General features: G+C 61.8%; 13 protein-coding genes. 7 read left to right on the top strand and 6 right to left on the bottom strand.

Translation table 11 applies throughout. The features are described 5' to 3' along the window. Positions 1-87: 87 nt before the first annotated feature. Positions 88-2,472 carry a sensor domain-containing diguanylate cyclase gene (locus BMZ46_RS10570; RefSeq protein ID WP_074687627.1) on the top strand — a complete coding sequence of 795 codons (2,385 nt, stop codon included), beginning with the start codon at positions 88-90 and terminating at the stop codon, positions 2,470-2,472. A 143-nt stretch (positions 2,473-2,615) separates the two neighbouring features. Here the strand turns inward: BMZ46_RS10570 and dacB are convergent, their stop codons facing one another. Then, positions 2,616-4,076: a D-alanyl-D-alanine carboxypeptidase/D-alanyl-D-alanine endopeptidase gene (gene dacB, locus BMZ46_RS10565; RefSeq protein ID WP_039770010.1), complete on the bottom strand. Its 1,461-nt coding sequence runs from the start codon at positions 4,074-4,076 to the stop codon at positions 2,616-2,618. A 234-nt stretch (positions 4,077-4,310) separates the two neighbouring features. On the opposite strand from dacB, the gene BMZ46_RS10560 reads away from it, so the two are divergent. Next, the gene (locus tag BMZ46_RS10560; RefSeq protein WP_039770011.1) at positions 4,311-4,655 is read left to right on the top strand and encodes a YggL family protein; all 345 of its coding nucleotides are present in this window, start codon (positions 4,311-4,313) and stop codon (positions 4,653-4,655) included. A 60-nt stretch (positions 4,656-4,715) separates the two neighbouring features. On the opposite strand, the gene BMZ46_RS10555 is transcribed toward BMZ46_RS10560, so the two are convergent. Then, a complete protein-coding gene (locus tag BMZ46_RS10555) occupies positions 4,716-5,906 on the bottom strand; it encodes a benzoate/H(+) symporter BenE family transporter (protein ID WP_039770013.1) in 1,191 nt (396 codons plus the stop codon). Positions 5,907-6,130: 224 nt separating this feature from the next. Here BMZ46_RS10555 and BMZ46_RS10550 point away from each other — a divergent pair, with 224 nt between their 5' ends. Continuing rightward, the gene (locus tag BMZ46_RS10550; RefSeq protein WP_007952027.1) at positions 6,131-6,895 is read left to right on the top strand and encodes a GntR family transcriptional regulator; all 765 of its coding nucleotides are present in this window, start codon (positions 6,131-6,133) and stop codon (positions 6,893-6,895) included. 178 nt (positions 6,896-7,073) lie between these two features. Here the strand turns inward: BMZ46_RS10550 and guaD are convergent, their stop codons facing one another. From guaD to xdhA, 4 genes are all read right to left on the bottom strand, one after another. After that, entirely contained in the window at positions 7,074-8,378 is a 1,305-nt protein-coding gene (guaD, locus tag BMZ46_RS10545) for a guanine deaminase (RefSeq protein ID WP_074687628.1), read from the bottom strand. Positions 8,379-8,391: 13 nt separating this feature from the next. After that, the gene (xdhC, locus tag BMZ46_RS10540; RefSeq protein WP_074687629.1) at positions 8,392-9,249 is read right to left on the bottom strand and encodes a xanthine dehydrogenase accessory protein XdhC; all 858 of its coding nucleotides are present in this window, start codon (positions 9,247-9,249) and stop codon (positions 8,392-8,394) included. A gap of 141 nt (positions 9,250-9,390) precedes the next feature. Next, on the bottom strand, positions 9,391-11,784 hold the full coding sequence (xdhB, locus tag BMZ46_RS10535; protein WP_074687630.1) for a xanthine dehydrogenase molybdopterin binding subunit: 2,394 nt from the start codon (positions 11,782-11,784) through the stop codon (positions 9,391-9,393). Continuing rightward, the gene (gene xdhA, locus BMZ46_RS10530) at positions 11,777-13,231 is read right to left on the bottom strand and encodes a xanthine dehydrogenase small subunit (RefSeq protein ID WP_074687631.1); all 1,455 of its coding nucleotides are present in this window, start codon (positions 13,229-13,231) and stop codon (positions 11,777-11,779) included. The genes xdhB and xdhA overlap by 8 nt, the downstream gene beginning before the upstream one ends. Before the next feature lie 266 nt (positions 13,232-13,497). Here xdhA and BMZ46_RS10525 point away from each other — a divergent pair, with 266 nt between their 5' ends. The 4 genes from BMZ46_RS10525 to ligA all read left to right on the top strand — a co-directional run bounded on the left by BMZ46_RS10525 (position 13,498) and on the right by ligA (position 21,264). Continuing rightward, entirely contained in the window at positions 13,498-14,157 is a 660-nt protein-coding gene (locus BMZ46_RS10525; protein ID WP_039770022.1) for a GntR family transcriptional regulator, read from the top strand. A gap of 2 nt (positions 14,158-14,159) precedes the next feature. After that, positions 14,160-17,648: a chromosome segregation protein SMC gene (gene smc, locus BMZ46_RS10520; protein WP_074687632.1), complete on the top strand. Its 3,489-nt coding sequence runs from the start codon at positions 14,160-14,162 to the stop codon at positions 17,646-17,648. Positions 17,649-17,961: 313 nt separating this feature from the next. Then, entirely contained in the window at positions 17,962-18,819 is an 858-nt protein-coding gene (zipA, locus tag BMZ46_RS10515) for a cell division protein ZipA (protein ID WP_074687633.1), read from the top strand. 87 nt (positions 18,820-18,906) lie between these two features. Further along, the gene (gene ligA, locus BMZ46_RS10510) at positions 18,907-21,264 is read left to right on the top strand and encodes an NAD-dependent DNA ligase LigA (RefSeq protein WP_074687634.1); all 2,358 of its coding nucleotides are present in this window, start codon (positions 18,907-18,909) and stop codon (positions 21,262-21,264) included. Positions 21,265-21,342 lie beyond the last annotated feature (78 nt).

Here is a 21,342-nt window from a genome sequence, read left to right as displayed (position 1 = left end):
AACTAGCCAAATTAGTGGCTAATAGCTATAACTCACACACGGCCGATGGGGTTTTTCCCGCAGATGCTGACGTAGTGAGTGGCTTTTATGTCGTTGCACCCCGTGCGCCCGAAGATATTGGGTTTTATCAGCGAAGAAGTCTCGGCCTGGCTGGTCGCGGTGCTGGTATTGCTCGCCGGCGGGATTCTCACGGGGCTGCTCGCCTGGGGCACCCTCAATCAATTTCATAGCCAGTTGCGCCAGCGCTTTCAGCTACTGGCCAACGAGCGCTACAGCCGCATCGAAGAACGTTTTCAGGATCAGGAGCAACGCCTCGATGGCTTGCGCCGGTTCTTCGCCAACTCCGAATCGGTGTCCCGCGCCGAATTCGACGGCTACACCCAACCTTTATTACTGCGTACCCAGGCCTACTCGTTTGCCCTGCGGGTAAGCGGCGCCGAGCGTGCAGCTTTCGAACAGCGGACGCGAGATGAAGGCCTGAGCACCTTCAGCGTGCGCGAACTGAATGCTCGCGGCGAACTGCAACTGGCCTCGGCCCGCGATGAATACGTAGTGGTGTTGTACAGCCAGACCCAGAGCCGGCTTGGCGCGCCGCTGGGTTACGACTTGCTGGCCCAGCCATTGCGCCGCTCGACCCTTGAACGCGCCGACCAGCTACGCGGTCTGGCGGTGTCGCAGCCCATGCATCTGGTCGGTATCGAGCCGGCTTACGCACGCGGCGTATTGTTGGTGGCACCGCTGCTGCGCGAAGGGGAATCCAGATCATATGGCTATGTGATGGCTGTCATCAGCATGCGACAGCTGCTGGCAGACGGCTTGCCGGATGCACTTCATGACTATCTGTCGGTACGCATCCTCGATCTGTCCACCAACGATCAGCATGAAGTGTTGTTCGAGTCGACCAATGAACCGGTGCCGAGCGATCTGTCGGCTACGCGATTGGTGCGCATGGCTGATCACGACTATCAGGTGGATATCCTGCCCAGCGAAGCGTTCATGCAGGCCAACCATTCGGCAGTGGGCAGCGTGGTGGTGCTGGGCGGGTTGCTCAGTCTGCTGTTGAGTGCGCTGCTTTATGTGCTGGTCAGTCAGCGCCAGCGCGCGTTGCGCATGGTCGAGTTGCGTACTCAGGAGCTGCATGAACGCGAACAGGAACTGCGCGGCACCCACGGCCAGTTGCGCGGAGTGCTCAACGCGGCCACCCAAGTGGCAATCATCGCCACCGACCTGCGCGGTGTGATCAACACGTTCAACCCCGGCGCCGAGCAGATGCTCGGTTATCTCAGCAACGAAGTGGTCGGCCACATGACCCTGGAAAACCTGCACTTTCCCCGGGAACTGGTGGCCCGCGCGGCGGAGCTCAGCGCCCGCTATGGCAAGACCATTCCGACCTGCCAGGCGATGCTGGTGGAGGGTGGCGAAGTCGGCGGGCACGAGGCGCGCGAGTGGACGCTGGTGCGCAAGGACGGCAGCCACATTCCAGTGAACATGCTGGCCACGCCGGTGCTGGACGAGCAGGGGCTGTGGGTCGGGCACCTGGCGATCTGCATCGACATCACCGAACGCAAGCGCGTGCACGAAGCGCTGGCCGCGCGGGATGTGCTGTTGAAAAAGCTCAGCGCCCATGTTCCCGGCGGGATCTATCAATTCAAAATGGAGTTCGACGGACGCTTCAGCGTGATCTACGCCAGCGACGGTATCCGCGAAATCTACGAGCTCGAGCCGGATGTGCTGCTGCTCAACGCCGAAGCGATTTTCACCCGTATCCATCCGCAGGACGTCAGCCGCGTGCGCAAGTCGATCCGCGCTTCGGCGGACAATCTCAGTCCGTGGCGCGAGGAATACCGCGTGCAATTACCCGGGCGCGGCCTGCGCTGGGTTCGCGGCGAGGCGACGCCGGAGGAACTGCCGGGCGGCGGCGTGCTGTGGCACGGCTATATTTCGGATATTTCCGACCTGAAACGGGTGGAAGAAGAATTGCGCGCGCTGTCGGTGACCGATTCCCTGACCGGCATTCACAACCGGCGCTATTTCCAGGAGCGCCTGACCACCGAGATGGCGCGGGTCGAGCGTGGCGGTGGCGAGTTGTCAGTGATCATGCTCGACATCGACCACTTCAAACGGATCAACGATCAGTACGGTCACGCGGTGGGCGACCGCGTGTTGCAGGCGGTTTGCGAGCGCATCGGTCACCGGCTGCGGCGTACCGACGTGTTCTGCCGGTTGGGCGGCGAAGAGTTCATGGTGCTGTGCCCGGACATCGACGGCGATCACGCCCACATGCTGGCCGAGGAGTTATGGCACAGCCTGCGCAGTGCGCCGATCGACGTGGTGGGGGTGGTGACGGCCAGTTTCGGGATTGCCAGCTGGCGACCGGGGGAGGGCGCGGATGCGCTGTTGTTGCGGGCGGATTCGGGGGTGTATGCGGCGAAGCAGGGTGGGCGGGATCGGGTTGAGCGGCAGATGAACTGAGCCCCTCTGCCACCTGATCATTCCCACGCTCTGCGTGGGAATGCCTCCGGGGACGCTCCGCGTCCAGTGACGCAGAGCGTCACGGGCTGTATTCCCACGCGGACGGTTCGACGCCTCGACGTGGGAACAATCAATTACGGGGATTACAGGACCGAAGCAGTCTGCGGCGTCCGTGGCTGTTTATAAAGATCCAGCAGCACCTGATCCAGCACCGACGACGCGCCGAACGGGGCCTTGTCGTTGAGGATCGCCACCACCGCCCAGGTGTTGCCGTTGACGTCGCGGCTGAAGCCCGCAATCGCTCGAACAGTGTTCAGGGTGCCGGTCTTGACGTGGGCTTCGCCGCGCATCGCGGTGGTCTTCAGGCGTTTGCGCATGGTGCCGTCCGTGCCGGCAATCGGCAGCGAGCTGATGTACTCGGCGGCGTAAGGGCTGTGCCAGGCCGCTTGCAGCATGTTGGCCATTTCCCGGGCGCTGACCCGCTCGGAACGCGACAGACCGGAACCGTTCTCCATCACCAGATGCGGCGCGGTGATGCCTTTCTTCGCCAGCCACTGACGCACCACGCGTTGCGCGGCTTTGGCGTCATCGCCGTCGGCGTCGTTGCGGAATTTCTGGCCCAGGCTCAGAAACAGCTGTTGAGCCATGGTGTTGTTACTGTATTTGTTGATGTCGCGGATGATTTCCGCCAGATCCGGCGAGAACGCACGGGCCAGCACTTTGGCGCTGCTCGGGGTCGGGGCCAGACGATCCTTGCCCTGGATGCTGCCACCCAGTTCCTTCCAGATCGCCCGCACGGCGCCAGCGGTGTAGGTTGCGTGGTCGAGCAGCGACAGATAAGTCTGCGAGCTGCAGCCTTCACCCAACTGGCCGGCCACGGTCACGGTCACGCTGCCATCGGCCTGCGGCACCGGGTTGTAGCGCACGCCGCCGGTGCATTGTTTGGAGTTGAGCGCTTTGACGGTGTTTTCGATGTTGATGCTGGCGATCGGCGGTTCGACCGAGATCAAGACCCGGCCATTGTCGTTGCGGGCCACGAAGCGCAGGGCCTTGAGGTTGACCAGCAGCGAATCCGGCTTGACCAGGAACGGCTTGTTCTCGTCGTTGCCGTCATCGTTGAATTCCGGCAGTTGCGGCTGCACGAAGAAGCTGCGGTCCAGTACCAGATCACCGGTGACCTGGGTTACGCCGTTGGCACGCAGGTCGCGCATCAGCAGCCAGAGTTTTTCCATGTTCAGCTTCGGATCGCCACCACCCTTGAGGTAGAGGTTGCCGTTGAGGATCCCGCCGTTCAGGTCGCCGTCGGTGTAAAACTCGGTTTTCCACTGATGGTTGGGGCCGAGCATTTCCAGCGCCGCGTAAGTGGTGACCAGCTTCATGGTCGAGGCAGGGTTGACCGACACGTCGGCGTTGTACACGGTCGGCGTGCCCGGACCGTCCAGTGGCACCATCACCAGCGACAGGGCAGTGGGCTGCAGCTTGCTGGCCTTGAGGGCTTTTTCGACGTTGGGGGTCAGGGCGGTGTTGATGGTGGCAGCGGAGACGGGCAAGGCCAGTGGCAGAAGAAGACCGGCCAGGAGCAGAGGACGCAACGATTTGATCATATGAAATAAAACCCTACAGCCGAGGGGAAAAAAGACGAGGACATGGATGAAAAGGCCCTCAGTGGTCATGAAAGTGTCGGCATTATGCCCCAAGCTGTTACAGCTTGTGCCTTTCGCAAGGGCGCCAATTCGTTATTTTTTTACAGGCGGTCGCACGCACGTCCCAGAGAGTCGGGCAATCGCCGGCTTAAACTGGTAAAGTGCCGGCCGTTATTACTTAAGAGGATTGTTCCAATGGCGACTAACCGTTCCCAGCGTCTGCGCAAAAAACTGTGCGTCGATGAATTTCAAGAGCTGGGTTTCGAACTGAACCTGGGCTTCAAAGAAGACCTGTCCGAAGAAGCCATTGACGCTTTCCTCGAAGCATTCATCAAAGAAGCCATGGAAGCCAACGGTCTGGGCTATGTCGGCGGCGACGACTTCGGTCTGGTTTGCCTGCAGAAGCGCGGCTCGGTCACCGAAGAGCAGCGCGCTGCTGTTGAAGCCTGGCTGAAAACCCGCTCCGAGCTGACCAGCACTGAAATCAGCCCGCTGCTGGACGTCTGGTATCCGGAAAAGCCGATCAACGCGGCCAAGTGATACTGAAAAAACGGCGACCCGAGGGTCGCCGTTTTTTTATGCCTGCTTTTTACTCAGGCCTTAAGCCTTGCGCCAGTTGAGGATCAGCAAGGTCAACACCCCCGCGACAATCCCCCAGAACGCCGAACCGATGGAAAACAACGTCAGCCCCGACGCCGTGACCATGAACGTGATCAGCGCTGCTTCCCGTTCCTTCACCTCGGTCATGGCGATGCTCAAGCCGTTGATGATCGAACCGAACAGCGCCAGCGCAGCAATCGACAGCACAAGTTCCTTGGGCAGCGCGGCGAACAGCGCCGCCAGCGTGGCGCCGAACACCCCGGCAATCCCGTAGAAAATCCCGCACCACACCGCTGCGGTGTAGCGTTTGTTGCGATCCTCATGGGCATGGGGCCCGGTGCAGATCGCCGCGCTGATGGCCGCCAGGTTGATGCCGTGGGAACCGAACGGCGCCAGCAGCAGGGACGCAATGCCGGTGGCGGTGATCAGCGGCGAGGCCGGGACGTTGTAGCCGTCGGCCCGTAACACGGCGATGCCGGGCATGTTCTGCGAGGTCATCGCTACGACAAACAGCGGAATGCCGATGCTGATGGTCGCGGCCAGGGAAAAGTGCGGCGTGGTCCAGACCGGTGTCGCCACTTCCAGATGAAAGCCGCTGAAGTCCAGCAAACCCATGAAGCCCGACAGCGCGGTGCCGATCAGCAGCGCGGCGAGCACCGCATAACGCGGCGACAGGCGTTTGACGATGAGATACGTGAAGAACATCCCCAGCACCAGACCGGTGCGGTGCTGTGCGGCGACGAAGATTTCACTGCCGATCTTGAACAGGATCCCCGCCAGCAGCGCGGCGGCGAGGGAGGCCGGGATCTTTTTCACCAGCCGTTCGAAGCTGCCGGTCAGGCCGCAGATCGTCACCAGCACGGCGCAGGTAATGTAGGCGCCAATCGCTTCGCCATACGTCACGCCGCCGAGGCTGGTGATCAACAGCGCTGCGCCGGGCGTTGACCAGGCAATGGTGATCGGCGTGCGATAGCGCAGCGACAGACCGATCGAACACACCGCCATGCCGATGGAGATCGCCCAGATCCACGAAGATATCTGCCCGCTGGTCAGGCCCGCCGCCTGCCCGGCCTGGAACATCAGCACCAGCGAACTGGTGTAGCCGGTCATCATCGCGATGAACCCGGCGACAATGGCGGAGGGCGATGTGTCCGCCAGCGGGCGCAGTCGGGTGTGGGTAATTTCGTTCATGACAGCGGCGTTCCTTGTTCAAGCCACGGATTTCGGGTTTAAGCCTAAACTCAAACGTAACGGAGCGTTGCAATACAGCCGAAGTCGCAAACAGCCGTACAGTCGTGTTGCCACCTTCCATTGTGTACAATCGCGCTGTTTTTTACGCGATACTTGCCAGCGACCCACTGTGCCGTATTACAGTCACGGTCAATTCGCCGCCGTTCTTCCCGACTCGAGTGCCCATGAACGAACAGTTGCAACCCCTCAAGAAACAACCGCGAGCAGGCAAAGCCGGCCGCAGCGGAACCCAGGACGATATTGTCTATGCGCATATCTTCGAGGCCATCCTCGAACAGCGCCTGGCGCCCGGCACCAAGTTGAGCGAAGAAGCGCTGGGGGAAATTTTCGGGGTCAGCCGCACCATCATTCGCCGCGCGCTCTCGCGTCTGGCCCATGAAGGCGTGGTGCTGTTGCGGCCGAACCGTGGCGCGGTCGTCGCCAGCCCGAGCGTTGAAGAGGCGCGTCAGGTGTTCCTCGCCCGACGTCTGGTGGAGCGCGCGATCACCGAGCTGGCGGTGCAACACGCCACCGCCGAGCAGATCGCCGAACTGCGCCAGATGGTCAACGACGAGCGCGACAGCTTCTCCCGTGGCGATCGCGGCGCCGGCATCCGTCTCTCCGGCGAATTCCACCTGAAACTGGCCGAAGCGGCGAAGAACGCGCCGTTGATCAGCTTCCAGCGCAGTCTGGTTTCGCAGACGTCGCTGATCATTGCCCAGTATGAAAGCGGTAACCGCTCGCACTGTTCCTACGACGAGCACACCCAGTTGATCGACGCCATCGAAGCGCGTAACGGCGAGCTGGCAGTGGATCTGATGATGCATCACATGGACCACATCGACAGCAAGCTCAACCTCGACGAGGAAAGCGCTTCGGACGATCTGCATGCAGTGTTCTCGCACCTGTTGCAGACCAAGAAGCCGGGGCGGCCGGCGGTCAAGCTCTGAGGCGAATCGACAGGCAATAAAAATCCCCCGGACTGCAAAGTACCGGGGGATTTTTTTTGTCCGTCTGATCGTTCCCACGCTCTGCGTGGGAATGTCTCTGGGGACGCTCCGCGTCCAGTGACGCGGAGCGTCACGGGCTGCATTCCCACGCAGAGCGTGGGGACGATCGAGCAATCAGTTAGCGCTGGTGTACCAGCGCACCTGCTGCATAAGTCTGAGCCACAGTGCGGTCATCGCCCAGGGTCATCAGTACAAACAGCGTCTCGGCAATGTTGTTGGCCTGCTTCAAGCGGTAGCTCAGCAGCGGCGTAGCGTTGTAGTCCAGCACCAGGAAGTCGGCGTCGGAGCCCGGTTGCAGGTTGCCGATCCTGTCTTCCAGACGAAGTGCCCGCGCGCCGCCGAGGGTGGCGAGGTACAGCGACTTGAACGGGCTCAGGCGTGCACCTTGCAGCTGCATCACCTTGTAGGCTTCGTTCAGGGTGTGCAGCAGCGAGAAACTGGTGCCACCGCCGACGTCAGTGCCGAGGCCGACGTTCAGTTTGTGCTTCTCGGCCATCGGCAGGTTGAACAGGCCGCTGCCGAGGAAGAAGTTCGAGGTCGGGCAGAACGCGACCGCCGAACCGGTCTGCGCCAGGCGCGCGCATTCGTCGTCGCACAGGTGCACGCCGTGGGCGAACACCGAACGCTCGCCGAGCAATTGATAGTGGTCGTAGACGTCCAGATAGCCCTTGCGCTCCGGGAACAGCTCCTTGACCCACTCGACTTCCTTGAGGTTTTCGCTGATGTGGGTCTGCATGTACAGATCCGGGTATTCGCTGAGCAACTGGCCGGCGAGGGTCAGCTGTTCCGGGGTGCTGGTCGGCGCGAAACGCGGGGTGACTGCATAGTGCAGACGACCCTTGCCGTGCCAGCGCTCGATCAGCGCCTTGCTGTCGACGTAGCTCGATTCCGGGGTGTCGGTCAGGTAGTCCGGCGCGTTGCGGTCCATCATCACCTTGCCGGCGATCATCCGCAGGTCCAGCTTCTCGGCCGCTTCGAAGAACGAGTTCACCGATTGCGGGTGCACGCTGCCGAACACCAGCGCGGTGGTGGTGCCGTTGCGCAACAGTTCCTTGATGAAAATATCCGCCACTTCATCGGCGTGGGCCTTGTCGGCGAACTGGCTTTCGCACGGGAAGGTGTAGGTGTTCAGCCAGTCCAGCAGTTGCTCGCCATAGGCGCCGACCATGCCGGTCTGCGGCAGGTGGATGTGGGTGTCGATGAAGCCCGGGGTGATCAGCGCATCCTTGTGATGGGTGATCTCGATGTCCGCCGGCAGGCTCGGCAGCAGTTCGCTGGCGTGGCCAAGGGCGCTGATCTTGCCGCCATCGACCACCAGCAGGCCGTCCTCGAAATACTCGTAGGAGGCTTCGATGCCGACCTCGGCGGGGTCGGCGATGCTGTGCAGGATGGCGGCGCGGTAGGCTTTGCGAGTCAGAGGCATGAGGGTTCTCTAATCAGTTTGAGGCTTTGAGTGTGGCGGCCTGACTGCGGCGCGAAACCGGCAGCAGTTTGGCAATCGGTTCGGCGCTGGCGGTGTGCTGGCCGAAATTGGCGTTATAGGTGGCGATGATTTCGCCGGCGATGGAGATGGCGATTTCCACAGGCAACTTGCCTTTGACTTCGCCGATGCCCATCGGGCAGCGCATGCGTTGCACGACGCTGGCGTCGAAACCACGATCACGCAGGCGGTGTTCGAACTTGGCCCGTTTGGTCTTCGAGCCGATCAGGCCGAACCAGGTGAAGTCGTTGCGCTTGAGGATCGCGGCGGTGAGTTCCAGATCCAGTTGATGGTTGTGGGTCATGACGATGCAGTAGCTGCCGGCGGGCAGGTCGTCGATTTCATCCACCGGTTCCTCGGCGACGATCTTGCGCACGCCGTGGGGAATCTGCTCGGGGAATTCCTCTTCCCGGGAATCGATCCAGCGTACCCGGCAGGGCAGGCTGGCGATCAGCGGCACCAGCGCGCGGCCGACATGGCCGGCGCCGAACACGGCGATCTGCGCCTGCACCTGGCCCATCGGTTCGAACAACAGCACCGTGGCGCCGCCGCAGCACTGGCCAAGGCTGGCGCCGAGGCTGAAGCGCTCAAGATGGGTGTCCTGCTTGCCGCTGGCGAGCATCTCGCGGGCGATCTGCATGGCTTTGTATTCCAGGTGCCCGCCACCGATAGTATCGAAAGTCTGGCGGGCGCTGACGACCATCTTCGAGCCGGCATTGCGCGGCGTCGAGCCGAGTTCTTCGATGATCGTCACCAGAACGCAGGGTTCGCCCTGGTTCTGCAGGTCGGCGAGGGCGTCGATCCAGTTGTACATATCTCACCTCTCAGATCGTTCCCACGTCGAGGCGTCGAACCGTCGCGTGGGAATGCATCACTGGACGCTCCGCGTCCGCTGTTCAGGATGCGACGCAGAGCGTCGCGGGCTGCATTCCCACGCAGAGCGTGGGAACGATCATCAAACAACCTCGGTTTCAGCTTCGACGGCTTTCACCGCCTTGAGCTGGCGCATCTGCTCGCAGCCCCACAACACCCGCTCCGGGGTCGCCGGCGCGTCGATCTTCGGCTGATGTTTGTAATCGCCAAGGCTGGCCACCGCATCCTTGATCGCACACCACGCGGCGATGCCGAGCATGAACGGCGGTTCACCCACAGCCTTGGAGTGGAACACCGTGTCTTCCGGGTTCTTGCGGTTTTCCACCAGCTTCACCCGCAGGTCCAGCGGCATGTCCGCCACGGCCGGGATCTTGTAACTGGCCGGGCCGTTGGTCATCAGCTTGCCCTTGTTGTTCCACACCAGTTCTTCCATGGTCAGCCAGCCCATGCCCTGAACGAAACCACCTTCGACCTGGCCGATGTCGATGGCCGGGTTCAGCGAGGCGCCGACGTCGTGGAGGATGTCGGTACGGAGCATCTTGTACTCGCCGGTCAGGGTGTCGACGATCACTTCGCAGCACGCCGCGCCGAAGGCGAAGTAGTAGAACGGCCGACCACGGGCCTGGCTGCGGTCGTAGTAGATTTTCGGGGTCTTGTAGAACCCGGTGCTCGACAGCGACACCTGATTGAAATACGCCAGCTGGATCAGCGCTTCGAAGGTCAGGATGTGGTCACGCACCCGTACGTGGCCGTTGTGGAATTCCACGTCTTCTTCGCTGACCTTGTAGTGCCGCGCGGCGAATTCGACCAGACGCCGCTTGATTGTCTCGGCAGCGTTCTGCGCCGCTTTGCCGTTCAGGTCGGCGCCACTGGAGGCCGCGGTCGGCGAGGTGTTCGGCACTTTGTCGGTGTTGGTCGCGGTAATCTGCACGCGGTCCATTTCCACCTGGAACACTTCGGCCACGACTTGCGCGACTTTGGTGTTCAGACCCTGGCCCATTTCCGTGCCGCCGTGGTTCAGGTGGATGCTGCCGTCGGTGTAGACGTGCACCAGCGCACCGGCCTGATTGAGGAAGCTGGCAGTGAAGGAAATGCCGAACTTCACCGGGGTCAGCGCCAGGCCTTTTTTCAGGATCGGGCTGTTGGCGTTGTAGCGACGGATCGCTTCGCGGCGCTCGGCGTACTGGCTGCTTTCTTCCAGTTCGGCGGTCATCTCTTCGAGCATGTTGTGCTCGACGGTCTGGTAGTAATGGGTGACGTTGCGCTCGGTCTTGCCGTAATAGTTGGCCTTGCGCACGGCCAGCGGATCGAGGTTCAGGTGACGGGCAATGGCGTCCATCACTTCTTCGATCGCGACCATCCCTTGCGGCCCGCCGAAACCACGGTACGCGGTGTTCGACGCGGTGTTGGTCTTGCAGCGGTGACCGTTGATGGTCGCATCGCCCAGGTAATACGAGTTGTCCGAGTGGAACATCGCCCGGTCGACAATCGAGGCCGACAGATCAGGCGAGCAGCCGCAGTTACCGGCCAGATCCATCGCGATGCCGTGCAGGCGCCCGTTGCTGTCGAAACCGACGTCGTACTCGACGTAGAAAGGGTGACGCTTGCCGGTCATCAGCATGTCTTCAACCCGTGGCAGGCGCATCTTGGTCGGCTGGCCGGTGAGGTGCGCGATCACCGCGCACAGGCACGCCGGGCTCGCGGCCTGGGTTTCCTTGCCGCCGAAACCACCGCCCATGCGGCGCATGTCGACCACGATCTTGTTCATCGACACGTCGAGAACTTCGGCCACCAGCTTCTGCACTTCGGTGGGGTTCTGGGTCGAGCAGTAGACGATCATGCCGCCGTCTTCGGTCGGCATCACCGAGGAGATCTGGGTCTCCAGATAGAAGTGTTCCTGACCGCCGATGTGCAGCGTGCCTTGAATGCGATGTTCGGCCGTGGCCAGAGCCGTGGTCGAATCGCCGCGCTGATGGGTGTGGCTGTCGAGCACGAAGTGGCGTTTGCGCAGGGCTTCGACCACGTCCAGCACCGGCTCCAGATCTTCGTATTCGATGATTGCGGCCATGGCGGCCTTGCGTGCGGTTTCCAGATCCTTGGCGGCCACAGCCAGCACCGGCTGACCGACGAACTGCACGTCATCGATGGCCAGCAGCGGATCACCCGGCAGCAGCGGGCCGATGTCTTTCAGGCCCGGCACGTCTTCATGGGTGATGGCGATGCGCACACCTTCGAAGGCGTAGCAGGGCTGGGTGTCGATGCTGATGATTTTCGCGTGGGCGCGATCCGACAACCGCGCGTAAACGTGCAACTGGTTGGGGAATTCCAGACGGTCATCGATGTATTGCGCTTCACCGGACACATGCTTGGCGGCGCTGTCGTGTTTGACGCTGCGGCCGACGCCGGTGGTCAGGTCTTTGGCGAACAGTTCAGCCAGTTCAGCTTGCGTTTTCTCTACGCCGTGATGGTTAGACATAAGCGGTCACCCGAGTCTCGATGTGCGGTGTTTGCAGTTCGATGAAGTATTTGCGCAGCAGGTTCTGCGCGCTGAGCAGGCGGTATTCCTTGCTGGCGCGGAAGTCAGAGAGCGGGGTGAAATCCTCGCCCAGCGCGGTGCAGGCGCGTTCGACCACTGCGTTGTTGAACGGCTGGCCGAGCAGCACCGCTTCGCAATGAGCGGCGCGTTTCGGGATCGCGGCCATGCCGCCGAAGGCGACGCGCGCGTCAGTGATGACGCCGTTCTCGATGCGCAGGTTGAACGCGGCGCAGACGGCAGAGATGTCGTCGTCCAGACGCTTGGAGACTTTGTAGGCGCGGAAACGCTGCTCGGCCGTGGCGCGAGGCACGATGATTTTCTCGATGAACTCGCTTTCCTGGCGCGCGGTGACCCGGTAATCGATGAAGTAATCCTCGAGGGCCAGCGTGCGGCGGGTCTCGCCCTTGCACAGCACGATCTGCGCGCCGAGGGCGATCAGCAGGGGCGGCGAGTCACCGATCGGCGAGGCGTTGCCGATGTTGCCGCCCAAAGTGCCCTGGTTGCGGATCTGCAGGGAGGCGAAGCGGTGCAGCAGCTCGCCGAAGTCCGGGTGCTCGGCGTTCAACGCTTCGTAGCAGTCGGAGAGGGCGGTGGCGGCGCCGATTTCGATGCGGTCTTCGAAGGTTTCGATGCGTTTCATTTCGGCGACGTTGCCGACGTAGATCATCACCGGCAACGTGCGGTGGAACTGAGTGACTTCCAGCGCCAGATCGGTGCCGCCGGCCAGCAGGCGGGCCTGTGGATAAGCGTCGTAGAGATCGGCCAGGTCGGCGACGGTCAGCGGCACCAGGCAGCGTTTGTCGCCGCTGTTGAGTTCACCGATCGACGTCGGGGCAATGGCTTTGAGGCGGGCGATGGTTTCCGCTTCACGGGCGTCGAACTGGTCCGGTTGCTTGGCGCAGCAGGATTGTTCGGCGGCGGCCAGGATCGGTCGGTAGCCGGTGCAGCGGCAAAGGTTGCCGGCCAGCGCTTCGTGGGCCTTGGCCTGATCCGGTGCATCGCTGTTCTTTTGCAGGGCGAACAGCGACATCACGAAACCGGGGGTGCAGAAACCGCACTGCGAACCGTGGCACTCGACCATGGCTTTCTGCACGCTGTGCAGTTCGCCCTTGTGCTTGAGGTCTTCGACGCTGATCAATTGTTTGCCGTGCAGCGACGACACGAATGTCAGGCACGAGTTGAGGCTGCGATAGCGAATGTGTTCGCGGCCATCGTCATCCGTCTGCAACTCGCCGACCACCACCGTACAGGCGCCGCAGTCACCGCTGGCGCAGCCTTCTTTGGTGCCGGATTTACCCACGTGTTCGCGCAGGTAGTTGAGCACAGTCAGGTTCGGGTCCAGGGCGTGCTCGCTACGGAGTTCCTGGTTAAGTAAAAACTGGATCACGGAAGGCCTCGCAGACTCATTATTGTTGTTGAGCGACTTGAGCCGAATTTAGCAGGTCTGACTTTTCGGTCAATGGTTTTCTGACTTAAAGGTCAGGAAAAACCGTTTTGTCGCTCAATCACGTGTCTCTTCAGTATTGACCCTCATTGGATCAAGCGCTTTTTTGCGGGAATCGTGCCAAAAACCGCTGTGCGGGCACTCCGCCATGACCGCGCATTGCGCTACACTGCGCCGCTTGTGCAGATCGAAGAGTTTGAAGGACAACCATGACGTTCAAGGCGCCGGACAGCCTCGCCGAGCAAATCGCTCACCACCTCGCCGAACGGATCATTCGCGGCGAAATGAAGCCGGGAGAGCGCATCCAGGAACAGAAGGTCACGCTGGCGCTGAACGTCAGCCGCGGCTCGGTCCGCGAAGCCTTGCTGATCCTCGAGCGCCGTCACCTGATCGCCATCCTGCCGCGCCGCGGTGCGCACGTCACTGAGCTGACGGCGCACAAGGTGCAGAGCCTGTGCACGCTGATGAGCGAGCTGTACATCCTGCTCGGCAACGCTGTGGCCAATGGCTGGCAGACCCAGGCCGACATGGCGCCGTTCGTGCAGATCCAGCAGCGCCTGACCGCCAGCTACGAGCGTCAGGACATCCGCACCTTCGTCGACGACAGCTTCAACGTCATGCGCGCCGCGTACCCGTTCGCCAACAACCCGTACCTGCAGGAAACCGTCGAGAACCTGCAACCGGCCATGAGCCGTGCGTACTTCCTCGCGCTGGAGCAGCGCAAGGCCGAGATGAGCGAGTTCCTCGACCTGTTCGAACGCCTGCTCGCCGCCGTCCTCGCCCGTGACCTGCCGCAGATTCGCATCGTGCTGACGGCTTACGCCCAGCGCAGCTGCGATCTGGTGGTGTCCGCCCTGACGGTTGCCTGACCTTGCGGCTCAAGTGCATCAAGCTGGCGGGGTTCAAATCCTTCGTCGACCCGACCACGGTGAACTTCCCCAGCAACATGGCGGCAGTCGTCGGGCCGAACGGTTGCGGCAAGTCGAACATCATCGACGCCGTGCGCTGGGTGATGGGCGAAAGCTCGGCCAAGAACCTGCGCGGCGAGTCGATGACCGACGTCATCTTCAATGGCTCGACCAGTCGCAAACCGGTGAGCCAGGCGAGCATCGAACTGGTGTTCGACAACTCCGACGGCACGCTGCTGGGCGAGTGGGCGGCCTACGCGGAGATTTCGATCCGCCGCAAAGTGACCCGCGACAGCCAGACGACTTATTACCTCAACGGCGCCAAATGCCGTCGTCGCGACATCACCGACATTTTCCTCGGCACCGGCCTCGGCCCGCGCAGTTACTCGATCATCGAGCAGGGGATGATCTCCAAGCTGATCGAGTCCAAACCGGAAGACCTGCGTAACTTCATCGAAGAAGCCGCCGGCATCTCCAAGTACAAGGAGCGCCGGCGCGAGACCGAAAACCGCATCCGCCGCACCCACGAAAACCTTGCCCGTCTGACTGACCTGCGTGAAGAGCTTGAACGCCAGCTCGAACGCTTGCACCGTCAGGCCGAGGCCGCCAAGAAGTATCAGGAATACAAGGCCGAAGAACGCCAGCTCAAGGCGCAACTGTCGGCCCTGCGCTGGCAGGATCTGAACGATCAGGTCAGCCAGCGTGAATCGATCATCGGCAACCAGGAAATCAGCTTCGAAGCGCTGGTCGCCGAGCAGCGCAACGCCGACGCGGCCATTGAACGCCTGCGCGACGGTCACCATGACCTGTCCGAGCGCTTCAATCTGGTGCAGGGGCGCTTCTATTCGGTCGGCGGCGACATCGCCCGGGTCGAGCAGAGCATCCAGCACGGCCAGCAGCGCTTGCGCCAATTGCAGGACGACCTGAAAGAAGCCGAACGCGCACGCCTCGAAACCGAATCGCACCTGGGCCACGACCGCACCTTGCTGCTGACCCTCGGCGAAGAACTCGATCAACTGACTCCCGAGCAGGAAATCACCAACGCCGCCGCTGAAGAAGCCGCCGCTGCGCTGGAAGATTCCGAAGCCGTGATGCACGGCTGGCAGGAGCAGTGGGACGCCTTCAACCTGACCGCCGCTGAACCCCGTCGCCAGGCCGAAGTGCAGCAGTCGCGCATCCAGCAGCTGGAATCCAGCATGGAGCGTTTGGCCGATCGGCAAAAGCGCCTGGGCGAAGAGCGCGCGCTGCTGTCGGCCGATCCGGAAGATGCGGCGATCATGGAGCTCAGCGAGCAGCTCGCCGAGTCCGAAGCCACCCTTGAAGATTTGCAGACCAGCGAAGAAGCCCAGGTCGAAAAACTTGAGCAACTGCGTCAGGAATTGCAGCAGGCGCTGACCGCGCAGCAGCAGGCGCAAGGCGATTTGCAGCGCCTCAATGGCCGCCTCGCATCGCTGGAAGCCTTGCAGCAGGCCGCGCTCGATCCGGGCACCGGAACTGCCGAATGGCTGAAAGAACACAACCTCGCCGAACGCCCGCGTCTGGCCGAAGGCCTGAAGGTCGAGGCCGGTTGGGAGCTGGCGGTGGAAACCGTGCTCGGCGCCGACCTGCAAGCGGTGCTGGTGGATGATTTCGACGGCTTGGATCTGTCCGGTTTTGCCCAAGGCGATTTGCGTTTGCTCAGCCCCGGCAATGACGGTGTGCGCGTGGCCGGCAGTCTGCTGGACAAGGTCGAGGCGCAGGTCGATCTGTCGCCGTGGCTCGGGCAGGTCAAACCGGTCGACAGCCTTGAACAGGCGCTGGCCCTGCGCGGCCAACTGGCTGCCGGGCAGAGCCTGATCAGCCGCGACGGGTACTGGATCGGCCGGCATTTCCTGCGGGTGCGCCGCGCCAGCGAAGCCGAAAGCGGCATGCTCGCACGCGGTCAGGAAATCGAATCGCTGCATGCGGAACGCGAAGAGCGCGAAGCCACGGTCGAGGCCATGGAAACCCGTCTGCAAACCCTGCGCGCGCAACAGCGTCAGCAGGAAAACGGTCGCGAACATTTGCGTCGTTTGCTGCAAGACGAAGCCCGTCAGCAAGGCGAGTTGAAAGCTCAACTGTCCGCCGGCAAGGCCAAGGCCGAGCAGTTGAACCTGCGTCGCACCCGCCTCGACGAAGAGCTGGTCGAGCTCGCCGAGCAGCGCGAGCTGGAACACGAAAACATCGGCGAAGCGCGGATCCTGTTGCAGGAAGCCCTCGACGCCATGGCCCTCGATACCGAGCAGCGCGAATTGCTGCTGGCCCAGCGCGACAGTCTGCGCGAGCGGCTGGATCGGGTGCGTCAGGAAGCCCGCCAGCACAAGGACCACGCCCATCAATTGGCCGTGCGCCTCGGCTCGCTGCGGGCCCAGCATGATTCGACTCGCCAGGCCCTTGAGCGTTTGGAAATGCAGGCCGAGCGCCTCACCGAAAAACGTGAACAGCTCAGCCTGAATCTGGAGGAGGGCGAGGCGCCGCTGGAAGAGTTGCGCCTCAAGCTTGAAGAGTTGCTCGACAAGCGCATGAGCGTCGACGACGAACTCAAGACCGCCCAGATCGCTCTGGAAGACGCCGACCGCGAACTGCGTGACGCGGAGAAACGCCGGACCCAGGCCGAGCAGCAATCGCAATTGATCCGTGGCCAGCTCGAACAGCAACGCATGGAATGGCAAGCCCTGACCGTGCGCCGCAAGGCCCTGCAGGATCAATTGCTGGAAGACGGCTACGATCTGCACGGCGTGCTCAACACCTTGACTGCCGAGGCCAGCGAGAAGGCTGCCGAAGAAGAACTTGAACGCATCGCCGCGCGGATTCAGCGCCTGGGCGCGATCAACCTCGCGGCGATCGACGAATACCAGCAACAATCCGAGCGTAAACGTTATCTGGATGCCCAGGACGCCGATCTTGTGGAGGCGCTGGAGACGCTGGAAAACGTCATCCGCAAGATCGACAAGGAAACCCGTAACCGTTTCAAAGATACCTTTGATCAGATCAATGGCGGTTTACAGGCACTTTTCCCAAAAGTTTTCGGTGGCGGGCGGGCGTATTTGGAACTGACGGGCGAAGATCTACTCGATACAGGGGTGACGATCATGGCGCAGCCGCCCGGAAAGAAGAACAGCACCATCCATTTGCTCTCCGGCGGCGAGAAAGCCCTGACCGCACTGGCACTGGTTTTTGCGATCTTCAAGTTGAATCCGGCGCCGTTCTGCATGCTCGATGAAGTTGACGCACCACTGGATGACGCTAACGTTGGACGCTACGCACGATTGGTCAAAGAGATGTCGCAGACCGTGCAGTTCATCTATATCACCCACAACAAGATCGCCATGGAAATGGCTGACCAGTTGATGGGTGTGACGATGCACGAGCCGGGTTGTTCGCGACTGGTAGCCGTGGATGTCGAGGAGGCGATGGCGATGGTGGACGCCTAGCGGCGCAGCTTCGAGCGATAAGCTGTGAGCTGTAAGAGAAGAGCTTGTGGCTTGTAGCTCGCAACTTGCAGCTGAGCTGCGCAAAGCTGACGACAGGTGGGCTATTTGAATGAAAGTGGCAATTCGACACAATTTGCGCGGCGATTTCGACAGACGGTGTAAAGTTGTCTTTGGTCGTGCTAGTTTAATGTCAATTTTTCGTATACGTGGGCAAAACGCCTGTCAGAACATAGAGTTGGCGCCACGTTTTAAAGCGGTTTGCACAGTGTAAACCCCTTATTTTTCAGCATTTTTTATAGAGGCACGGGATTACATGGAAATCGGTCTGCGCGAGTGGCTGATCGTCATCGGCATCATTGTGATAGCCGGTATTCTTTTCGATGGCTGGCGCCGTATGCGCGGCGGCAAGGGAAAACTGAAATTCCGTCTTGACCGAAGTCTGTCCAACCTGCCCGACGAGGACACCAGCGCCGAGCTGTTGGGCCCGGCCCGCGTGCTGGATACCCATAAAGAGCCGCAACTGGACGAGCACGATCTGCCATCGGTGAGCATGCCGGCTCGCGAGCCTCGCGAATCCGGTTCCAAGCGCGGCAAGCGTGGCAGCAGCGGTCCGGCCCAGGGCGACCTGAATCTCGATCTGGACCTGGACGGCGGCCCGAGCATCAGCAGCCGCGACGATGATTTTGTCGAACCTGCCGCCAAGTCTTCGCCGGCAGTGGCCGACAAGGATCAGCCGCAGGCAGAAGAAGTGCTGGTGATCAGCGTGATCTGCCGCGACCCGGCCGGCTTCAAGGGCCCGGCACTGCTGCAGAACATTCTGGAAAGCGGTCTGCGTTTCGGCGAGATGGATATTTTCCACCGTCACGAAAGCATGGCCGGCAACGGCGAAGTGCTGTTCTCGATGGCCAACGCGGTCAAGCCGGGCATCTTCGATCTGGACGACATCGACCATTTCAGCACCCCGGCGGTGAGCTTCTTCCTCGGCCTGCCAGGCCCGCGTCATCCGAAGCAGGCCTTCGACGTGATGGTCGCGGCAGCCCGCAAGCTGTCCCAGGAACTGAACGGCGAATTGAAAGATGACCAGCGCAGCGTCCTGACCGCGCAGACCATCGAACACTACCGTCAGCGCATCGTCGAATTCGAACGCCGCGCCCTGACCCAGAAGCGTTGATTGAAAAGGTTGCCTCGCGATAAAGAGGCAATCGGCAAAATAGATTGAGCAGCCTCGGCTGCTCTTTTGCTTTATGAGAGAACATCCATGACTGCCGCCAAAGACCGCATTCTAGAGCTGCGCGCTGAACTCGATCAGCACAACTACCGTTACCACGTCCTCGATGAGCCGAGCATTCCGGATGCCGAGTACGACCGGTTGTTCCACGAGCTCAAGGCGCTGGAAGCGGCCAACCCGGAACTGATCACCAGCGACTCGCCGACCCAGCGCGTTGGCAGCGTCGCGCTGACCGCGTTCACCCAGGTGCGTCACGAAGTGCCGATGCTCAGCCTCGGCAACGCCTTCGAAGAAACCGACATGCGCGAGTTCGACCGTCGGGTGACCGAGGGTCTGGATCTGCCGGCCGGTGACCTGTTCGGCGGTGGCGCGGCGGTGGAATACAGCTGCGAGCCGAAACTCGATGGCCTGGCGGTCAGTCTGCTGTATCAGGATGGCGTGCTGGTACGCGGTGCCACGCGCGGCGATGGCACCACCGGCGAAGACATCAGCGTCAACGTGCGCACGGTGCGCAACATCCCCCTGAAACTGCACGGCACGGGCTGGCCCGCGACCCTGGAAGTGCGCGGCGAAGTGTTCATGTCCAAGGCCGGTTTCGAACGCCTCAACGCCTCGCAACTGGAAGTCGGCGGCAAGACCTTCGCCAACCCGCGCAACGCCGCCGCCGGCAGCCTGCGTCAGCTGGATTCGAAGATCACCGCCAACCGCCCGCTGGAATTCTGCTGCTACGGCATCGGTCAGGTCTCTCACGATATTTCCGACACCCACATCGGCAACCTCAAGCAACTGCAAGCCTGGGGCATGCCGATCAGCCACGAATTGAAACTGGCCAAGGGCATTGGCGAATGCCTGGATTACTACCGCGATATCGGCGAACGCCGTAATTCACTGGCCTATGAAATCGACGGTGTGGTGTTCAAGGTCAACAGCATTGCCGATCAGCGCGAACTGGGCTTCCGCGCCCGCGAACCACGTTGGGCCATCGCCCACAAATTCCCGGCCATGGAAGAACTCACCGAACTGCTCGACGTGGAATTCCAGGTCGGCCGCACCGGTGCCGTCACACCCGTGGCGCGCTTGAAGCCGGTCAAGGTGGCCGGCGTTACCGTGGCCAATGCCACGCTGCACAACATGGACGAAGTCGCCCGGTTGGGCCTGATGATCGGCGACACGGTGATCATTCGCCGCGCCGGTGACGTGATCCCGCAAGTGGTGCAGGTTGTCACCGAGCGTCGTCCCGAAGACGCGCGGCCGGTGCAGATTCCCGAGAGTTGCCCGGTTTGTGGTTCCCATGTCGAACGCACGCAACTGGTCAAACGCAGCAAGGGCAAGGAAACCATCAGCGAAGGCGCGGTGTATCGCTGCGTCGGCCGACTGGCCTGTGGTGCACAGCTCAAGCAGGCGATCATTCACTTCGTCTCCCGTCGCGCGATGGACATCGAAGGTCTTGGCGACAAGAGCGTCGAGCAGTTGGTGGACGAAGGTCTGGTCAGTTCGCCGGCCGATCTTTACGCCCTTAAGTTCGATGACATCGTCGACCTCGAAGGCTTTGCCGAAGTGTCGAGCAACAAGTTGCTGACCGCTATCGAAGACAGCAAGAAGCCGGGGCTGGCGCGCTTCATTTATGCGCTGGGCATTCCGGATGTCGGCGAGGAGACGGCCAAGGTGCTGGCCCGCTCGCTGGGGTCGCTGGAGCGCGTCCAGCAAGCCTTGCCGCAGGTGCTGACGTACCTGCCGGACATCGGTCTGGAAGTGGCGCACGAGATCCACAGCTTCTTCGAAGATGCGCACAACCAGCAGGTGATCACCGAGTTGCTGGGCCATGGTCTGGAGATTCAGGATCAGGGCGAGCTGGGCGCCGAGTTTGCCGCCAGCACCACGCTGGGTGGCTTCCTCGACAAGCTGCACATTCCTTCGGTGGGGCCGGGCGGGGCGCAGAAGCTGGCTGACAAGTTCGAAACGCTGGAAGGGGTGATGAACGCGGACTGGCTGGACATGCGCCAGGCACTGCCGGAGAAGCAGGCCAACTCGGTTCGCGAGTTTTTTGCCTTGCCCGAGCATCGTCAACTGGCTGAAGCGGCCGAAAAGCAACTGCGCGATTTCGGCATGCACTGGCAGAGCGAAAAGAAAGTCGTCGAAGGCTTGCCGCTGGCTGGCGAAACCTGGGTGCTGACTGGCAAGGTCGAGCTGATGAGCCGCGATGTCGCCAAAGAACACCTGGAAAGCCTCGGCGCCAAGGTCGCCGGTTCCGTGTCAGCCAAGACTCACTGCGTGGTCGCTGGGCCGGGCGCCGGGTCGAAACTGACCAAGGCCAACGAGCTGGGTGTGAAGGTGATGGACGAAGAGGCCTTTATCGCGTTCCTGAAAGGGCACGGTATCAGCGCCTGATGATCGTTCCCACGCTCCGCGTGGGAATGCCGCCCCGGACGCTCCGCGTCCGCTGTGACGCAGAGCGTCACGGTATGC

The sequence above is a fragment of the Pseudomonas sp. NFIX49 genome (assembly GCF_900115915.1).
In the GTDB taxonomy this organism is placed as follows: domain Bacteria; phylum Pseudomonadota; class Gammaproteobacteria; order Pseudomonadales; family Pseudomonadaceae; genus Aquipseudomonas; species Aquipseudomonas pharyngis.
This window is presented reverse-complemented; position numbering and strand designations above follow the sequence as displayed.

What these genes read in the sequence shown, in the direction of transcription:
- BMZ46_RS10555 (WP_039770013.1), bottom strand. Translation starts at nt 5,906, where the DNA reads ATGAACGAAATTACCCACACCCGACTGCGCCCGCTGGCGGACACATCG.
- BMZ46_RS10525 (WP_039770022.1), top strand. Translation starts at nt 13,498, where the DNA reads ATGACGTTCAAGGCGCCGGACAGCCTCGCCGAGCAAATCGCTCACCAC.
- dacB (WP_039770010.1), bottom strand. Translation starts at nt 4,076, where the DNA reads ATGATCAAATCGTTGCGTCCTCTGCTCCTGGCCGGTCTTCTTCTGCCA.
- xdhC (WP_074687629.1), bottom strand. Translation starts at nt 9,249, where the DNA reads ATGTACAACTGGATCGACGCCCTCGCCGACCTGCAGAACCAGGGCGAA.
- xdhB (WP_074687630.1), bottom strand. Translation starts at nt 11,784, where the DNA reads ATGTCTAACCATCACGGCGTAGAGAAAACGCAAGCTGAACTGGCTGAA.
- BMZ46_RS10560 (WP_039770011.1), top strand. Translation starts at nt 4,311, where the DNA reads ATGGCGACTAACCGTTCCCAGCGTCTGCGCAAAAAACTGTGCGTCGAT.
- BMZ46_RS10550 (WP_007952027.1), top strand. Translation starts at nt 6,131, where the DNA reads ATGAACGAACAGTTGCAACCCCTCAAGAAACAACCGCGAGCAGGCAAA.
- zipA (WP_074687633.1), top strand. Translation starts at nt 17,962, where the DNA reads ATGGAAATCGGTCTGCGCGAGTGGCTGATCGTCATCGGCATCATTGTG.
- BMZ46_RS10570 (WP_074687627.1), top strand. Translation starts at nt 88, where the DNA reads ATGTCGTTGCACCCCGTGCGCCCGAAGATATTGGGTTTTATCAGCGAA.
- ligA (WP_074687634.1), top strand. Translation starts at nt 18,907, where the DNA reads ATGACTGCCGCCAAAGACCGCATTCTAGAGCTGCGCGCTGAACTCGAT.
- guaD (WP_074687628.1), bottom strand. Translation starts at nt 8,378, where the DNA reads ATGCCTCTGACTCGCAAAGCCTACCGCGCCGCCATCCTGCACAGCATC.